Source organism: Pseudomonas sp. GW822-FHT03F08 (assembly GCF_058801265.1).
Genome location: NZ_JBXANC010000007.1, coordinates 322,959 through 338,202 on the forward strand (window position 1 = coordinate 322,959; position 15,244 = coordinate 338,202).

The 15,244-nt window shown below is 59.8% G+C and carries 15 protein-coding genes; 12 read left to right on the forward strand and 3 right to left on the reverse strand.

Annotation, left to right across the window (positions count from 1 at the left end):
* The first annotated feature begins 118 nt into the window (after positions 1 to 118).
* Entirely contained in the window at positions 119 to 943 is an 825-nt protein-coding gene (gene ppk2 / locus AC1RME_RS19825) for a polyphosphate kinase 2 (protein ID WP_493091650.1), read from the forward strand.
* Between the two features lie 87 nt (positions 944 to 1,030).
* On the opposite strand, the gene AC1RME_RS19830 is transcribed toward ppk2, so the two are convergent.
* Positions 1,031 to 1,222, reverse strand: a complete 192-nt coding sequence (locus AC1RME_RS19830) for a YegP family protein (RefSeq protein WP_064383113.1) — start codon at positions 1,220 to 1,222, stop codon at positions 1,031 to 1,033.
* Positions 1,223 to 1,500: 278 nt separating this feature from the next.
* Here AC1RME_RS19830 and AC1RME_RS19835 point away from each other — a divergent pair, with 278 nt between their 5' ends.
* The 7 genes from AC1RME_RS19835 (at position 1,501) to AC1RME_RS19865 (ending at position 8,343) form a co-directional block, all read left to right on the forward strand.
* Complete coding sequence (locus tag AC1RME_RS19835) at positions 1,501 to 2,469, forward strand: glycosyltransferase family 2 protein (RefSeq protein ID WP_096819398.1); 969 nt, start codon at positions 1,501 to 1,503, stop codon at positions 2,467 to 2,469.
* A gap of 3 nt (positions 2,470 to 2,472) precedes the next feature.
* On the forward strand, positions 2,473 to 3,183 hold the full coding sequence (locus AC1RME_RS19840) for a class I SAM-dependent methyltransferase (RefSeq protein WP_096819397.1): 711 nt from the start codon (positions 2,473 to 2,475) through the stop codon (positions 3,181 to 3,183).
* A complete protein-coding gene (locus AC1RME_RS19845; RefSeq protein ID WP_219737340.1) occupies positions 3,183 to 3,566 on the forward strand; it encodes a GtrA family protein in 384 nt (127 codons plus the stop codon). The genes AC1RME_RS19840 and AC1RME_RS19845 overlap by 1 nt, the downstream gene beginning before the upstream one ends.
* The gene (locus tag AC1RME_RS19850) at positions 3,563 to 5,659 is read left to right on the forward strand and encodes a DUF6311 domain-containing protein (protein ID WP_493091651.1); all 2,097 of its coding nucleotides are present in this window, start codon (positions 3,563 to 3,565) and stop codon (positions 5,657 to 5,659) included. The genes AC1RME_RS19845 and AC1RME_RS19850 overlap by 4 nt, the downstream gene beginning before the upstream one ends.
* Before the next feature lie 73 nt (positions 5,660 to 5,732).
* Positions 5,733 to 6,653 carry a LysR family transcriptional regulator gene (locus tag AC1RME_RS19855; protein WP_096819394.1) on the forward strand — a complete coding sequence of 307 codons (921 nt, stop codon included), beginning with the start codon at positions 5,733 to 5,735 and terminating at the stop codon, positions 6,651 to 6,653.
* 62 nt (positions 6,654 to 6,715) lie between these two features.
* Positions 6,716 to 7,924 carry a low temperature requirement protein A gene (locus AC1RME_RS19860; RefSeq protein ID WP_493091652.1) on the forward strand — a complete coding sequence of 403 codons (1,209 nt, stop codon included), beginning with the start codon at positions 6,716 to 6,718 and terminating at the stop codon, positions 7,922 to 7,924.
* 53 nt (positions 7,925 to 7,977) lie between these two features.
* Positions 7,978 to 8,343, forward strand: coding sequence for a 5-carboxymethyl-2-hydroxymuconate Delta-isomerase (locus AC1RME_RS19865; RefSeq protein ID WP_493091653.1), 366 nt, complete (start codon positions 7,978 to 7,980; stop codon positions 8,341 to 8,343).
* A gap of 3 nt (positions 8,344 to 8,346) precedes the next feature.
* Here the strand turns inward: AC1RME_RS19865 and AC1RME_RS19870 are convergent, their stop codons facing one another.
* Positions 8,347 to 9,282 (reverse strand): LysR family transcriptional regulator, encoded by a 936-nt coding sequence (locus AC1RME_RS19870; RefSeq protein ID WP_096819391.1) that lies wholly within the window; start codon positions 9,280 to 9,282, stop codon positions 8,347 to 8,349.
* Positions 9,283 to 9,494: 212 nt separating this feature from the next.
* A complete protein-coding gene (locus AC1RME_RS19875; RefSeq protein ID WP_493091654.1) occupies positions 9,495 to 10,679 on the reverse strand; it encodes a cyanate transporter in 1,185 nt (394 codons plus the stop codon).
* Between the two features lie 309 nt (positions 10,680 to 10,988).
* Here AC1RME_RS19875 and AC1RME_RS19880 point away from each other — a divergent pair, with 309 nt between their 5' ends.
* From AC1RME_RS19880 to AC1RME_RS19895, 4 genes are all read left to right on the forward strand, one after another.
* Positions 10,989 to 12,638, forward strand: a complete 1,650-nt coding sequence (locus tag AC1RME_RS19880; RefSeq protein ID WP_096819389.1) for a phosphoethanolamine transferase — start codon at positions 10,989 to 10,991, stop codon at positions 12,636 to 12,638.
* Between the two features lie 131 nt (positions 12,639 to 12,769).
* Entirely contained in the window at positions 12,770 to 13,903 is a 1,134-nt protein-coding gene (gene rnd, locus AC1RME_RS19885; protein ID WP_096819388.1) for a ribonuclease D, read from the forward strand.
* On the forward strand, positions 13,900 to 14,193 hold the full coding sequence (locus AC1RME_RS19890) for a YcgL domain-containing protein (RefSeq protein WP_096819387.1): 294 nt from the start codon (positions 13,900 to 13,902) through the stop codon (positions 14,191 to 14,193). The genes rnd and AC1RME_RS19890 overlap by 4 nt, the downstream gene beginning before the upstream one ends.
* 106 nt (positions 14,194 to 14,299) lie before the next feature.
* Positions 14,300 to 15,232 carry a D-2-hydroxyacid dehydrogenase gene (locus AC1RME_RS19895; RefSeq protein WP_102622219.1) on the forward strand — a complete coding sequence of 311 codons (933 nt, stop codon included), beginning with the start codon at positions 14,300 to 14,302 and terminating at the stop codon, positions 15,230 to 15,232.
* Positions 15,233 to 15,244: the final 12 nt, after the last annotated feature.

Genomic DNA, 15,244 nt, shown 5'->3' on the forward strand with positions numbered 1-15,244 from the left:
CAGTAACACGATTTGAGACCCGGCTCACGCTTTGAAAATACTGACTAAACTCCTGCATTCCAGCTCATGGGCCGCCAGCCATCCGGCGGTCACCCCCTTCAATGCATGAGGTTCGGTCATGGCAAAGGGAAAGAAGAAAGACTCGCCCAAAGACACCCCCGCGGATCGCCCGAAATTGTCGAGCAAAGACTATCTGGCGGAGTTGCGTCGACTGCACGTTGAACTCGTCAAACTGCAGGAATGGGTGAGGGCCGAGGGCATCAAGGTTTGCGTGATTTTCGAAGGGCGTGATGGTGCGGGCAAGGGCGGGACGATCAAGGCGCTTACCGATCGGGTCAGCCCGCGGGTCTTTCGGGTCGTAGCATTACCGGCCCCGAGCGAGCGTGAGAAGAGCCAGATGTATCTGCAGCGCTACCTGCCTTATCTGCCGGCGGCCGGTGAGGTGGTGATCTTCGATCGCAGTTGGTACAACCGCGCCGGTGTCGAGCGGGTGATGGGGTTTTGCACCGAAAATCAGGTCGAAAAGTTTCTCAAGACGGTGCCCCTGGTGGAGCATGCCATCGTCGATTCCGGGGTGATTCTGCTCAAGTACTGGTTGAACGTCAGTCAGGAAGAACAGACGCGCCGGCTGGAAGAGCGCATCAAGGACGGTCGAAAGATCTGGAAACTGTCGCCCATGGATCTCAAGTCGTACAGCCGCTGGTATGACTATTCGCGGGCGCGTGACGACATGATCAAGGCGACCGATACCGAATATGCACCTTGGCTGGTGGCCGATTCGAACGACAAGCGACGAGCGCGCCTGAACATCATCTCCGATCTCCTCAGCCGCATTCCGTACAAGAGTGTTTCGCGCGAGAAGGTTGAGTTGCCCAAGCGGCAGAAGCCAGGGGGCTACAAGGAATCGGATTATCCCTTCCGGCACATCCCCGAGAAATTCTGAAGACGGGTGTTCGCGTCAGTCTCGGAAAAGCCCCGTGGATGAAATTCCGCGGGGCTTTTTCGTTTCTGCAGGGGTGTCAGCCAGCCCTCAAATCTCCTTGACCGGCGTATCCCCCTGCACACCCTTGATCAACTCGATCACGTGCAGACAATCCGCCTTGTTCACATACGACTCCCCACTGGCAACCGTCTCATGGTTTCCCGCCCGCAGGCGCCAGCGCCATTGGCCCTTGCCGGTGCTCGGGGTGCCCTTGGATTGCCTGTAAATCTCGAAATACATTCAGTTCGCTCCATGCGATGGGATATTGCGACAACCTGTTTGGCGCATGGTCGCAAGCCTAGCGGAGCCTTGTCATTTGGCTATCGGGGATGTGTTTCCAATCGTTGGCTAATGTTTCTGCGACACGCGGGGCAGAGCGTCGGGATCGGCCTTCTGATTGGCGAGTACGGCCTTTTTTCACCCTTGCATGACCTTCAGTGGTGCTGCTTAATACGGTGCGGCTCATGGCGTCGAATTTCGTTCGGCGACCGACAAACACTATAAGAAAGAGCAGTCCATTGACCCACTCGCATGGAACGCAACACGCGGGGCCGGTGACGTTGTCGCTGGTGGTTCCCGTATTCAATGAAGAGGACAGCCTCGACGGCTTTCTCCTGCGCATTCGTCAGGTGTTCGAGCGTGAGGCGCAGATCAGCCTTGAACTGGTGTTCGTCAACGACGGCAGCACCGATACGACGCTGGAGCGCCTGCTGCGCTGTCAGCAGAGCGATTCGACGATACGTATCGTCGATCTGAGCCGCAACTTCGGCAAGGAGGCAGCACTTTCCGCTGGCTTGCAGATTGCCACGGGGCAGATCGTGGTGCCGATCGATGTCGATCTGCAGGACCCGCCCGAAGTCATTCTGCAGATGATCGAGCGTTGGCGTGAAGGTTACGAAGTGGTGCTTGGTCACCGCATCAGCCGCCGCAATGACTCCTGGGCCAAACAGACGTCCGCCAGTTGGTTCTATCGCCTGCACAACAAGATTGCCGAACAGACATTGCCGGAAAACGTCGGCGATTTTCGGTTGATGGATCGTTGCGTGGTCGACGCTCTGCTGACGCTGCCGGAATCGCGGCGGTTCATGAAAGGTCTGTTTGCTTGGGTCGGGTTTCGTACCACCCAGGTCGAATACGAGCGCCCGGAGCGAGCGGCAGGGCACAGCAAGTTCAATGGCTGGCGGCTGTGGAATTTCGCGCTCGAAGGCATCACCAGTTTCAGCACCGAACCCTTGCGGATCTGGACGTACCTGGGAGCGATGGTGTCTCTGGTGTCGTTTGCCTTTGCCATGTTCATTGTGGTGCGCACACTGATCCATGGTGTCGACATGCCCGGTTATGCCTCGCTGATGGTCGCGGTGACCTTTCTCGGCGGCTTGCAACTGATCGGCATCGGCGTGCTGGGTGAGTACCTCGGTCGCACTTATATCGAAGCGAAGCGCCGGCCGGTTTTCCTGGTGCGCCGCATTTACGAATCCAAGGACTGAAGCATGGATCTCAAGGAAACCGACATCCTCGGCGACAGCATCGGCGAGCATTGGTATTACTGTTCCAAAGCAGCGGCGACCCGTCGGTTGCTGGGGGAAGCACCGATCAAGCGAATTCTCGATGTCGGTGCCGGTTCAGGGTTCTTTTCCCATCATTTATTGACCCACACCGCTGCGCGCGAAGCGTGGTGCGTGGACATCAGTTACCCGGCCGACTCCAGCGCCACCACCGCCGGCAAACCGGTGCATTACCGCCGCTCGATCGATACCGTGGACGCCGATCTGGTGTTGCTGATGGATGTACTGGAGCACGTTGACGACGACCTCGGCCTGCTCAAGTCCTACGTCGACAAAGTGCCGTCCGGCAGTCGGTTCCTGATGACTGTGCCGGCGTTCCAGTTCATGTGGAGCGGGCACGATGACTTCCTTGAACACAAACGTCGCTACACCCTCGGGCAGTTCGAAACCCTGGCCCAAAAGGCCGGATTGACGGTCGAGCGGGGCGCCTACTATTTCGGTGCGGTGTTCCCGATTGCCGTTGCGTCGCGCCTGATACCCGGCGGTTCACGCGGTTCGGCGCCACGTTCGCAGCTGAAAAAACATCACCCGCTGGTCAATTCGCTGCTGAAAACCCTGTGTCGCCTTGAGCTGCCCTTGATGGGCATGAACCGCCTGGCTGGCCTGAGTGTTTTCGTGCTGGCGCGCAAACCGTGATGGCGACGCAACGGTCCGAACTGATCCAGCGTGGTTTGCGCTTTGCCGTGACGGGGTTGTTTGTTACGGCCCTGCATGCGCTGGTGGCAGTGTTGTTCATCAACTTCGTGAGCCCTCAACCTCCGCTGGCCAATGGCGTGGCATTCGTCGTGGCGACGGTGGTGTCCTACGTGATCAATACCACCTGGAGTTTTTCCGCAAGGTTGCACGGCCGGACCCTGCTGCGCTTCCTGATGGTCTCGGCGGGAGGATTCGTGTTGGCGATGTTCGTGGCCTGGGCTGCCCAGATGGCCGGTCTGCACTATCTGCTGGGAATTGTGGCCGTCTCGTTGACCATTCCGGCATTCACTTTCGTACTACACAATTTCTGGACATATCGATGAAGGATTCGCGAGAGCACCCGGCACTATTTTTACTGCCGCTGCTGTTGGGGGCGCTGGTGTTTTTTCTGGCGATCGGGCCGCAAGCGCTGAATCCGCAAAACATTGCCTGGCTGGAACAGGGGGATCCGGCGACGCATTACCTGGGTTGGGAATTCTTCCGACATTCGCCCTGGACATTTCCAGTCGGGCTCAACCCGTTCTATGGCATGGAGTTGAGCAGTTCGATCATCTTTTCCGACTCCAATCCACTGTTGGCGCTGTTGTTCAAACCCTTCAGTGAGTGGTTGCCGGATACCTTCCAGTATTTCGGGTTGTGGCTACTGGCGTGTTGTGTCCTGCAAGCCTGGTTTGGCTGGAAACTGCTCGGGCTGATCACCGGCAATCCTGTGATTCGTCTGTTGGGAGCCGGGCTGCTGGTGTTCTCGCCGCCGATGTTTCTGCGCATGGGCGGGCACCTTTCTCTGGCGGGGCATTTCCTGATTCTGGCAGCGTTGTATCTGGCGCTGGTGCCAGACCTGCGTCGACGCCATTGGGCCTGGGGCTCGTTGCTGGCGGTGACGTCATGGGTGCACGCGTACTTGCTGGCCATGGTGGCCCTGATCTGGCTGGCGGATTTGCTGGGCAAGGCATTCAGCCGACAATTGACCCGGCGTCAGGCGCTGATTGAAGGTGGATTGCTGTTTGCGCTGGTGAGTGTGTGCTGCTGGCAGGCGGGTTATTTCAGCATTGCCGACGGCGCAGCGTCCGGCGGTTTCGGTTTGTACCGGATGAATTTGTTGTCGCCGTTCGATCCGGCAGGCTGGTCCCGGATCTTGCCCAGTCTGCCCAAGGGTGAGGGCGACTATGAAGGCTTCAACTACATGGGGCTGGGCGTTCTCTTGCTGGTGCCGCTGGCGCTGATTGCCTGGATTGGAAACAGGCAACCCTTGAAGGACGAGTTGCGCGCTCGACCATGGCTGTTGATGGCCTTGTTCGGGCTATGGCTTTTTGCGCTGTCGAATCAGATCGGAATCGGTGCAACGACCGTCGGCTATCCGCTGCCGAAGATGATCATCGGCCTGGCCAATGTCTTCCGCGCCTCGGGGCGGATGTTCTGGCCGGTGCTGTATGCCCTCATCCTGGCCATGATTTTTCTGGTGGTGCGCGGTTACCGCCCGCGCGTTGTGATTTTTTTGCTCGCTACAGCGCTGGTGGTTCAGGTCGCCGACACTCGAGCCGGCTGGCTTGGCCTGAGACAGGGGAAAATGGTTGCGCCATCGGCGGCCTGGAACAGCCCGCTGCGCGATCCGTTCTGGACAAGCGCTGCCGGACGATACGCGAATGTACGTGGCCTGATGCCGCAGAATCAGAACGATCGCTGGCAAATGATTGCCGGATTTGCAGCGGCTCACGGCATGAAGACCGACGCTGTCTATCTTGCGCGAGTGAGTTCTTCAGCACTGGCGCTGGCACAGCAGAAAGCCCGACGCATGCTCGACTCGGGGCGATACGACGCGGATTCGTTGTACATCCTGAGCGACGATGTCCTGGCGGACGCCGCAAAAAGCATCAACAGTGAAACCGATCTGCTGACCCGGGTGGATGGACTGGTGGTCCTTGCGCCGGGGTGGAAGCGCTGCGCGCAGTGTCTGTCGATGCGGGATGAGGGGCGGCGGATGTCCGTGATTCCCCTCTCTGGGCCTGGGCAAACGCTGACGTTCAACTACCGGAGTCGACAATTGGCCAACGGCTGGTCGACGGCGGAAAGCTGGGGGACGTGGACGGAGGGGCGGCAGGCGAAAATCGAAATGCGGGTGTTGCCGCAGGCGCGTTCGATCGTGCTCGACACATTGGCGTTCATACTGCCACAGCATCCTTCCCAGCGAGTGATCGTGAGCCTCAACGGCGAGCAGGTGCTGAGCACGAGCTTGACGCAGTTCCAGGGTAATCGCCTGGAAATTCCAATCAGTGCTTCGCTCAGTCAGAGCCTCGTGCGCGATGACAGACTCGATATCGAATTGCAGCTGCCGGATGCCATCAGCCCTCAGCAATTGGGGATCAACGATGATTCGCGGGTCATGGGCATGGGCCTGAAGACGTTGACGGTGCAATGACGCACCGTTTTGATGGACGCTGCCCCGGCAGCCTTTCTACACTGCCCACAATCTGGGGACCGGGGGGCAATGGATGAATCGCAATGAACTTCGCAAGGCCGACATCAACCTGATGGTGGTGTTCGAAACCTTGATGCTCGAGCGCAACGTGACTCGGGCCGCCGAGAAGCTGTTTCTCGGCCAGCCGACCATCAGTTCGGCGCTCAATCGCTTGCGCACCATGCTCAACGATCCGCTGTTCATCCGCGTCGGCCACCGCATGGAACCGACGGCCCGCGCCGAAGACATCTATCGCCATCTCAAACCCGCGCTGGACTCGTTGTCGGTGGCGTTGAGCCTGACCCGTGATTTCGATCCCGCCGTCAGTACCATGACCTTTCGCATCGGTCTGTCGGATGATGTCGAATTCGGTCTGCTGCCGCCGCTGTTGCGCGCCTTGCGCCAGGAAGCACCGAACGTGGTGTTCGTGGTGCAGCACGTCGATTACTGGCGGATTCCCGATCTGCTGGCGGCTGGCGATATCACCGTCGGCATCAGCCAGACCCGTGGCCTGCCCGCCAATGCCAAGCGCAAACTGCTGCGGCATATCCAGCCGAGCATCCTGCGCGCCGACAAGTCCGACACGCCGCTGACCCTCGATGAATATTGCGCACGCCCCCATGTGCTGGTTTCTCACACCGCCAATGTCAGTGGTTATGCCGATGAGTGGCTGGCGGACATCGGTCGCACCCGTCAGGTGGTGCTGTCGGTGCCGCAGTACAGTTCGTTGCCGGCGCTGCTGGCCGGCACCGACCTGATCGCCAGCCTGCCGGACTACGCCGCCGAAGCCATGGCTGCCTCGGGCCTGCTGTTCAAGGAACCGTTCCCGTTCAAGACCCCGACCCTCGACCTGTCGATGGTCTGGCTCAGCCATGTCGACAGTGACCCGGCCGAGCGCTGGCTGCGCTCGCGGCTGGAGCAATTCATGAGCGAGCGACCGCACGCGCCGTTCTGACTTGCCGACCCGTTGTCCGGCTGCTTTGCTGAGTACACCTGAATTCGGCGGAGCCTCCACCCATGAGCATTTCCCGTGGTTTGCTGCGTGGGCGCGGCAGTCTCGACAGTGGCAAGGTCGGCATGGTCGAGCTGTTTTTCGACCTGGTGTTCGTGTTTGCCGTGACTCAACTGTCCCACACGCTGCTCGCGCACCTGTCGATCGAGGGCGCGGTACACGTGGCGCTGCTGATGGTCGCCGTGTGGTGGGTGTGGATCTTCACGTCCTGGATCACCAACTGGCTCGACCCTGAAAAACTGCCGGTGCGCCTCGGGCTGTTCGGCCTGATGATCGCCGGTCTGCTGCTTTCGTCTTCGATCCCCAAGGCGTTCACCGAGCGCGGTCTGATGTTCGCGGCCGCGTTCGTGTTCATGCAGGTCGGGCGCACGCTGTTCGCGATCTGGGCGGTTCGCGGGGAGTCATTGAACATGACCCGCAACTTTCAGCGCATCCTCGCGTGGCTGACGTTGTCCGGGGTGTTCTGGATCGGCGGAGCGTTTGTCGAAGGCGAACAGCGGCTGTTCTGCTGGGCGCTGGCACTGCTGATCGAACTGATTTCGCCGTCGCTGTATTTCTGGGTGCCGGGACTGGGCCGATCGTCTTTGAGTGACTGGAACGTCGAAGGCAATCACATGGCCGAGCGTTGCGCGCTGTTCGTGATCATTGCCTTGGGTGAATCGTTGCTGGTGACTGGCGCGACCTTCGCCGAGCTGACCCCGGGCCGCGATGGACTGCTGGCGTTTCTGGTGGCGGTACTGGGTAGCATCGCCATGTGGTGGGTGTACTTCGACAGCGGTGCGGAGCGCGCGCACCACCGTATCGCCCATTCCGCCGACCCCGGGCGACAGGCGCGAATCGCCTACACCTACCTGCATGTGCTGATCGTCGCCGGGGTCATCGTCAGCGCGGTGGCCGATGAACTGGTGCTGGTGCATCCGGATCATGCCAGCGACGCCGGCATCGTCGTGATCGTTGCCGGGCCGTGGTTGTTCCTGCTCGGCAATGCATTGTTCAAGTGGGTCATGGCTGACCGACCGTTTCCACCGTTATCGCATGTGGTCGGGCTGATAGCGCTCACGCTGCTGCTGCCCCTGGCATTGAATCACTGGTTTTCGGCGCTGGCGCTCGGTGCGTTGACCACGGCAGCCGTGGTGCTGGTGGCGATCTGGGAAACCCTGGCGTTGCGTCGGGCGCTACCGGTTCCAGTGTCAGAAAAAGCCGCAGGAGAGTAGGGCGGGGCTGTGTTATATGTACGACCTTTCTGCCGACTGACTGGAGCACCGAAATGCCACACCTGCACCTGGAATACACCGCCAACCTGCCGCAACTGAACGCCGACGTGGCGTTGATCCGGCTCAACAATACCCTGGTGGGTTCCGGTCAGTTCGCAGCGGAGTTCGATATCAAGAGCCGTGCGATCAAGGTGGAAACCTTCAAGGTCGGCACCGCCATGAGCGAGCGGGCCTTTGTGGCGGTGAGGCTGGCGCTGCTCAGCGGTCGTTCCCCGGAGATCAAGAAACAACTCTCGCAAAACCTGTTGGCGGTGCTGCAGGACCTGTGCGAATGGCCGGCCGGTGTCGAAGTGCAGTTGAGTGTGGAACTGCTCGACATCGATCGCGAGTCCTACAGCAAAGTCGCCATCGGCGTGTAAGACTCAGGCCGCCTCCAGCTCCGCGCAGGTCTTGATGACCTGCTCGCGCAGCCACAGGTTGGCGCTGTCCTGATCGACGCTGTGGCTCCACTGCATGTCGAGGGTGAACCCCGGCAGGCCGTTCGGCGCCTCACAGTGATTGAACACCGCGTCGTTGGTCAGCAAACGCTGGATCCGCCGGGGCAGGGTAAGGATGAAATCGGTGCCGGTGATCATCTTCAACGCGGCGCTGTAACTGTTGGAACGGGCGACGATCTGGCGCTTCTGCGCCTGACGCGCCAGCCAGCCATCGACCATGTTGGTGGTGGAAGTCCAGGGCGTCGGGAACACATGCCGGCGTTCGGTGAAGGCTTGCAGGCTGAGGCGCGGCTCCAGTGGCGTTGCGCGTTTGTCGAAGACGCAGACCAGGTCATCTTCCAGCAACATCCGGGATTTAAGATCGGTATGGCTGCGATGGAAGTTGGGGCCGAAACAGACCACCAGGTCGAGGCTGCCATCGCGCAGTTCTTCAGCCGGCACGTCGGTTTCGAACTTGTGCATGTTGACCATCACCGGCAGATCGTCGAAGTCGAAACGCTTCAACAGCCGCGGCAGGATCAGTTGTTCGAAGTATTCCGGTGCGCAGATGTTGAACGTCACCGGTTGCGCCATCGGGTCGAAGGTCGGGGCGCCGGCGTGGCACAGGTTGATGCTTTCGAGGATCTTCTGCACATGGCCATACATGCTGCTGGCCTTGTAGGTCGGGCGCATGCCGGTGCGGGTGTTGACGAACAATTCGTCTTCGAAACTGGTGCGCAATTTTTTCAGGCAGTAACTGACGGTGGACTGACTGACAAACAGCGCCTCCGACACATCGGTGACGCTGCTTTGCTCATACACGGCGACAAACACCATGAGATCCTGCATGTCGAGCTTTCTAAGCAAGTTACTGTTCAGCATCCGTTCTGTCTCGCTGTGCTCCTTGCGCTGAATCCGCGCAAACGTGTGCGCATGATCGTAACGGAACGATGGTCCCAGGAGAAAGCCCTGTAGGATTTTTCACGGACAGTTGTGGGACAGAAAGTTTTAGGAATACGACGTGTCGAATCAAACCTGGCAAAGATGGCCAGAAGCCTTTAGCTAGAGGGGTGAGCCCCGTGCACAACGCCCGATCAGCGAAAGTGCCGGGCGTAATGCCGAGGGTCGAAGTGCCACACGATCAACAGCATGAGCACCATGATGGCTGTCAGTGACCACCAGGCCCATTCGAAGCTGCCCAGTCGATCGCGGATCATCCCGGCCAGCAGCGGTGAAAGGCCCGCAATCAGATAGCCGATGCCTTGCACGAAGGCGGTCAGACCACCGGCTCGCTGCGGATTGTCGAGGTGATCGAGGGAGACGATCAGGCTCATCGGGAACAACCCGCCAATCCCCAGACCCAGCAGACACGGCCAGAGCAGGCTCAAGTGTTGCGGGCTGAGGATCAAGCCGCAAAAACCGCCAATGATCAGTACCAGCAGGGCGCCCAGCACCCGGCGTCGGTCACGGCTGCGGTTGGCTATAGCGGGAACCACCAGTCCGGAAATCACCTCCATGGCCGTCAGAAAACCCAACAGCAGACCGGCGTTCTGTTCACTCCAGCCGTTTTCCACGTAGTACGGCGCGAGCCACGCCAATACGCAGGTGTAGGACGCCGTCCCCAGACCGAAGAAGATTGCGAGCAGCCAGGCGCGGGAATGGGTGAAGAAGGTTTCTTTCTTTGCCTTGGTGGCTGTGACAGGCGCTGTGTCGTTGCCTTGCAACAACCAGAACAGCAGCGCGAGCAACGCCAGTACCGCCCAGATCGCCAGACCTGCCCGCCAACTGCCGGTGTCGAGCATCACCCGTGGCGCAAAGGAGGCGGCCAGCGCGGCGCCCCCCATGATCGAGGTGACATACAGCCCCATGCACAGCGACACGTTGTCGGCAAAACGCGATTTGATCAGGGCCGGCATCAACGCCTGAATCAGCGCGATGCCGATCCCGGCAAGCACGGCGCTGACGATCAGTTGTGCCGCCGAGTCGAGAAACAGCCGCGACAGGGTTGCCAGGCCAATGATCAGCAACGACAGCACCACCGTGCGTCGCTCGCCCAGACGCTGGCTGATGCCGATTCCGAAAAGCATCGCCAGCCCCATCGCCATCACCGGCAGCATGGTCAGCAGCGAGGCGAGGCTGAAGCTCAACGGTATGTCGCCGCGAATCGCCGACAGCAAAGGCCCGACGGCGGCCATCGACGGGCGCAGGTTAAGGGCGACAAGGACGATACCGAGCATCAGCCAGACGGCGGGGCGGGCAGTGGCGCGAACGTTTTCCATCTTCAGACCTTTGAATCAGAGGCTGTCGATTAGGCCGGTGTGGTGCGGGGGGCGGCAAATCAGAAAATCCCGAGGGGTATTTAAAAAGTCGATACGTCTCCCGAGCCCTCTGTGCAAGCCGGCGGCGATTTTTTACTGAATCAGGCCTGACGCATTTTCAAGTTTCATGGTTATTTCATGAGCTAACTAATCGTTGGCTTCTTTTTCACAAAATATTGATGGTTTTCTGCGTAGAGTTTTTGTCGCCTTAGTCAATGAAATTTTCACAATTGGCGACGGCGCTTCTTTTCAGGAAATCGCCTCTTCATCATGTTCAAGTTAAAAGCCGTGCGCCCGGAATGGGTGACGTTGTTTGCCAGCGCCTTTCTTTTGGCCGGATTCAATTTCGTACTCTGGGAACACCTCTTCGAGATTACTGCGGCCGACGGCAAGGGCATCGCCATGCGCATTGCGTTCGGGGTGATGATCTTCGCGGCGTACAACATCGTGCTGACGTTTCTGAGCTTTCGCCCGGTATTGAAACCGGTGTTGACGGTACTGTTTCTGATCAGTGCCGGCGTGGCTTATTTCATGAGCCAATATGGCGTGATGATAGACGCCGGCATGTTTCGCAACTTCGCTGAAACCAATGCCACGGAAGTTCGCGATCTACTGTCGTTGAAGTTGTTCGCTTATATCGTGTTCCTGGGTGTCTTGCCGTCCTGGTTATTGTGGAAGTTGCCCGTCAACTATCGTCGCTGGCACCGAGAGTTATTAAGCAAAGTTGTGGTGTGTGCAGCATCGGTCGCCGTCATTGGCGGTGTGGCACTGGCCAACTATCAGGGTCTATCCTCGCTGTTTCGTAACCACCATGAATTGCGCCTGATGCTGGTGCCGAGCAATTACATCGGCGCGTCGGCCGGCTATCTGCGTGAACAGGTGGTTTCCGCCCAACAACCGTTCATCAAGATCGGCGAAGACGCCCAGCGCAACCCGGCGCTGCAAAACCGTCCGCGCAAGTCGCTGACCGTGCTGGTGGTGGGCGAAAGTGCCCGGGCAGAGAACTTCGGCATCCTCGGTTACGGACGTGATACGACGCCGAAACTGGACAAGGAAGCCGGTTTGATCGCCTTCACCGACGTGCATTCCTGCGGCACTGAAACGGCCGTGTCGGTGCCGTGCATGTTCTCCAACATGGGCCGCAAGGATTACGACGCCAGCAAGGCGAAGAATCAAGAAGGGCTGCTGGACGTGCTCAAGCGCGCCGGCATCGACGTGATCTGGCGCGACAACCAGTCAGGCTGCAAAGGCACCTGCGATCGCGTCACCCTGCAGGACGTGAGCAATCTGAAAGATCCGGCGTTGTGCGCCAACAGCGAATGCCGCGACGAAATCCTTCTGCAAGGCCTGCAGAGCTTCATCGATCACCTGGACAAGGACACCGTGCTGGTCCTGCATCAGATGGGCAGCCACGGGCCGGAATACTTCAAGCGTTATCCGAAGGAATACGAACACTTCACCCCGGTGTGTGAAAGCAACGCACTGAACAATTGCAGCCGCGACAGCATCGTCAACGGTTACGACAACACGCTGGTGTACACCGACCATGTGCTGTCGAGCCTGATCGATGTCTTGCGCAGTAATCAGGAAAAAGTCGATACCGCCATGCTGTATCTTTCCGATCACGGCGAGTCGCTGGGCGAGTACAACCTGTTCCTGCACGGCACGCCTTACATGCTGGCGCCGGAACAACAGAAACATGTGGCGATGCTGGCCTGGTTCTCCGACAGCTATCAGAAGTCCTACTCGGTCGACACCCATTGCCTGCAATTGAGCCGCAACAAGCCATTGAGCCAGGACAACCTGTTCCATTCGATGCTCGGTTTGCTGGAAGTGCAGAGCAAGGTCTATCAGCACGATCTGGACATGTTTGCCGGTTGCCGCGGTGCGGTCATCGACGGGGTTCTGGCCAAGGACTGAGCCTGCGGAATCTTTCTGTAAGACTATTCTTGCTATCCAGCAGGAGATTTCATCAAAGCACTTGCCCTGCGGAGGCGCAGAAAGCGCCGGTGGCGATATATACTGCGCGCCATTCTTGAAGGGAGAGCCGTGTGGCCATCGATATTCACTGGATTCGCGACAACGATAGCCTCGCGCAGTTTTGCGCCGAGTGGCAGCAGCTGCCTTTCGTTGCCCTCGACACCGAATTCATGCGGGTCGACACCTTCTACCCGATTGCCGGCCTGTTGCAGGTCGGCGACGGCAAACGCGCCTATCTGATCGACCCGCTGACCATTGACGCCTGGCAACCGCTGGCGGCGTTGCTGGAAAACCCGGCGGTGCTCAAAGTCCTGCACGCGTGCAGCGAAGACCTCGAAGTCCTGCTGCGCCTGACCGGCAGCCTGCCGGCGCCACTGTTCGACACGCAACTGGCCGCCGCCTACCTGAACCTCGGGTTCTCGATGGGTTACTCGCGTCTGGTGCAGGAAGTGCTCGGCATCGAACTGCCGAAAGGCGAAACCCGTTCCGACTGGTTGCAGCGCCCGTTGTCCGACACGCAAATCAGCTATGCCGCTGAAGATGCCGTGCATCTGGCGGAGGTTTTCGTACAACTGCGTCCGAAACTGTCCGACGACAAATACGCCTGGGTGCTGGAGGACGGCGCCGAACTGGTCGCCAACCTGCGCCGTGAGACCGATCCGTACGAGGTGTATCGCGAGGCGAAGCTGGCGTGGAAACTGTCCCGCGCCCAACTCGCCGTTCTGCGCGAGCTGTGCGCCTGGCGTGAGCGCGAGGCCCGTGCCCGCAATCTGCCGCGCAACCGCATCGTCCGTGAGCATTCGTTGTGGCCGTTGGCGCGCACGCAACCGGACAACCTCAGCGCGCTGGGCAAGATCGAAGACATGCACCCGCGTACCGTGCGTCAGGACGGCGAGTTTCTGCTTGATCTGATCAAGCGCTCTGGCAGTGTGGGCCCAGATCAATGGCCGCCAGCCGTGCCGGAGCCGCTGCCGATCGAAGCCGCTGCGCTGATCAAACAGCTGCGGGCGCTCGGTCAGGCCGAAGCTGAACGCCTGAGCATCGCGCCGGAACTGATGCTGCGCAAGAAAACCCTCGAAGCGCTGGTCAAAAGCGGCTTCCCCGAGGGGCCTTACCAATTGCCTGATTCGCTGCGTGGCTGGCGCCGCGAATTGATGGGCCAGATGCTGCTCGACAGCCTGGCCACCGCCGGAGAACAGCCTTGAAACGTATTTGCTCGATTTACCAAAGTTCGAAACGCAGCGGCATGTACCTTTACGTGCTCAAGAGCGATGCGCTGGAGCGTGTGCCGGAAGCCTTGATGCTGGCGTTCGGCAAGGCCAGGCACTCCTTCGATCTGGTGCTGACTCCCGAGCGCAAGCTGGCCAGTGAAGACATCGTCGTCGTGCTGGAAAACCTCGACAAGCAGGGTTACCACCTGCAAATGCCGCCGGCCGAGGACGAGTACATCGAGCACTTGCCCGAAGAGTTGCTGCGACGCAACGACCCGGTCTGACCTGCGAGGCCCTGTCCTGGGCCTCCTGTAATCCCTGGAACTGTTTTTACGGCGACGACCGCCACGAAGTGGGCGGCCGTCTGCACGGTTTGCGAAAGGTTTGAACATGCGCGTTCTGATTGCTGAACACGACCACGCGATATATGCCCGACTGCTGCGTCAGGCGGCCCCGGAGCTTGAAGTGCTGACCAGCGGCGACTCTGCCGAGCTGGCTCGCCAGGCAGTCGATTGCCCGGTGTGGCTCGGTCAGCCGGATCTGTTGGCGACTCTGCTGCGTCAGGGCCATCAGCCACAATGGCTGCAATCGACCTGGGCCGGCATCACGCCGCTCTTGGCCGACGGCCTGCGCCGGGATTACCGCTTGACCCGGGCGGTCGGCATTTTCGGTCAGGTGATGGCCGAGTACGTGCTGACCTACATGCTCGGTCACGAGCGCGAAGTGCTGGCCCGGCTGGTCAGCCAGGTCGAGCGCAAGTGGGACAGTCGCACCGGCCAGAGTCTGGTCGGGCGCAAGGTGCTGATCGTCGGCACCGGTGACATCGGCCAGAGCGTGGCGCAGTTTCTGCTGCCGTTCGGCGTCGAGTTGTACGGCATCGCCAGCAGCGCCCGCGAGCAGGCGCCGTTTGTCGAAGTCGGTTCGATGGCGGATCTGCCACGGCTGGTGGGCGAGGTGGATTACGTGGTCAATCTGTTGCCCAACACCGAGCACACCCACGACATCTACGACGCGGCGCTGTTCAAGCAATTCAAGCCGACCGGGTTGTTCATCAACGCCGGGCGCGGTGTGGCCGTCGTCGATGCGGATCTGGTCGAAGCGTTGAAGGAAGGCCATCTGGCCGGCGCGGTGATTGACGTCTGCCGCCAGGAGCCGTTGCCACAACGTCATCCGTTCTGGACCGCGTGGGGCCTGCTGTTGACCGGGCACAGCTCGGCACCGACATCGCCGCCGATGATGGTGCAGTTGTTTCTGGATAACTTGCGGGCATATCAGGCGGGAGAAGCGTTGCGTGGGGAAGTGGATTTCGCACGCGGTTACTGAGTTCAGAGATCG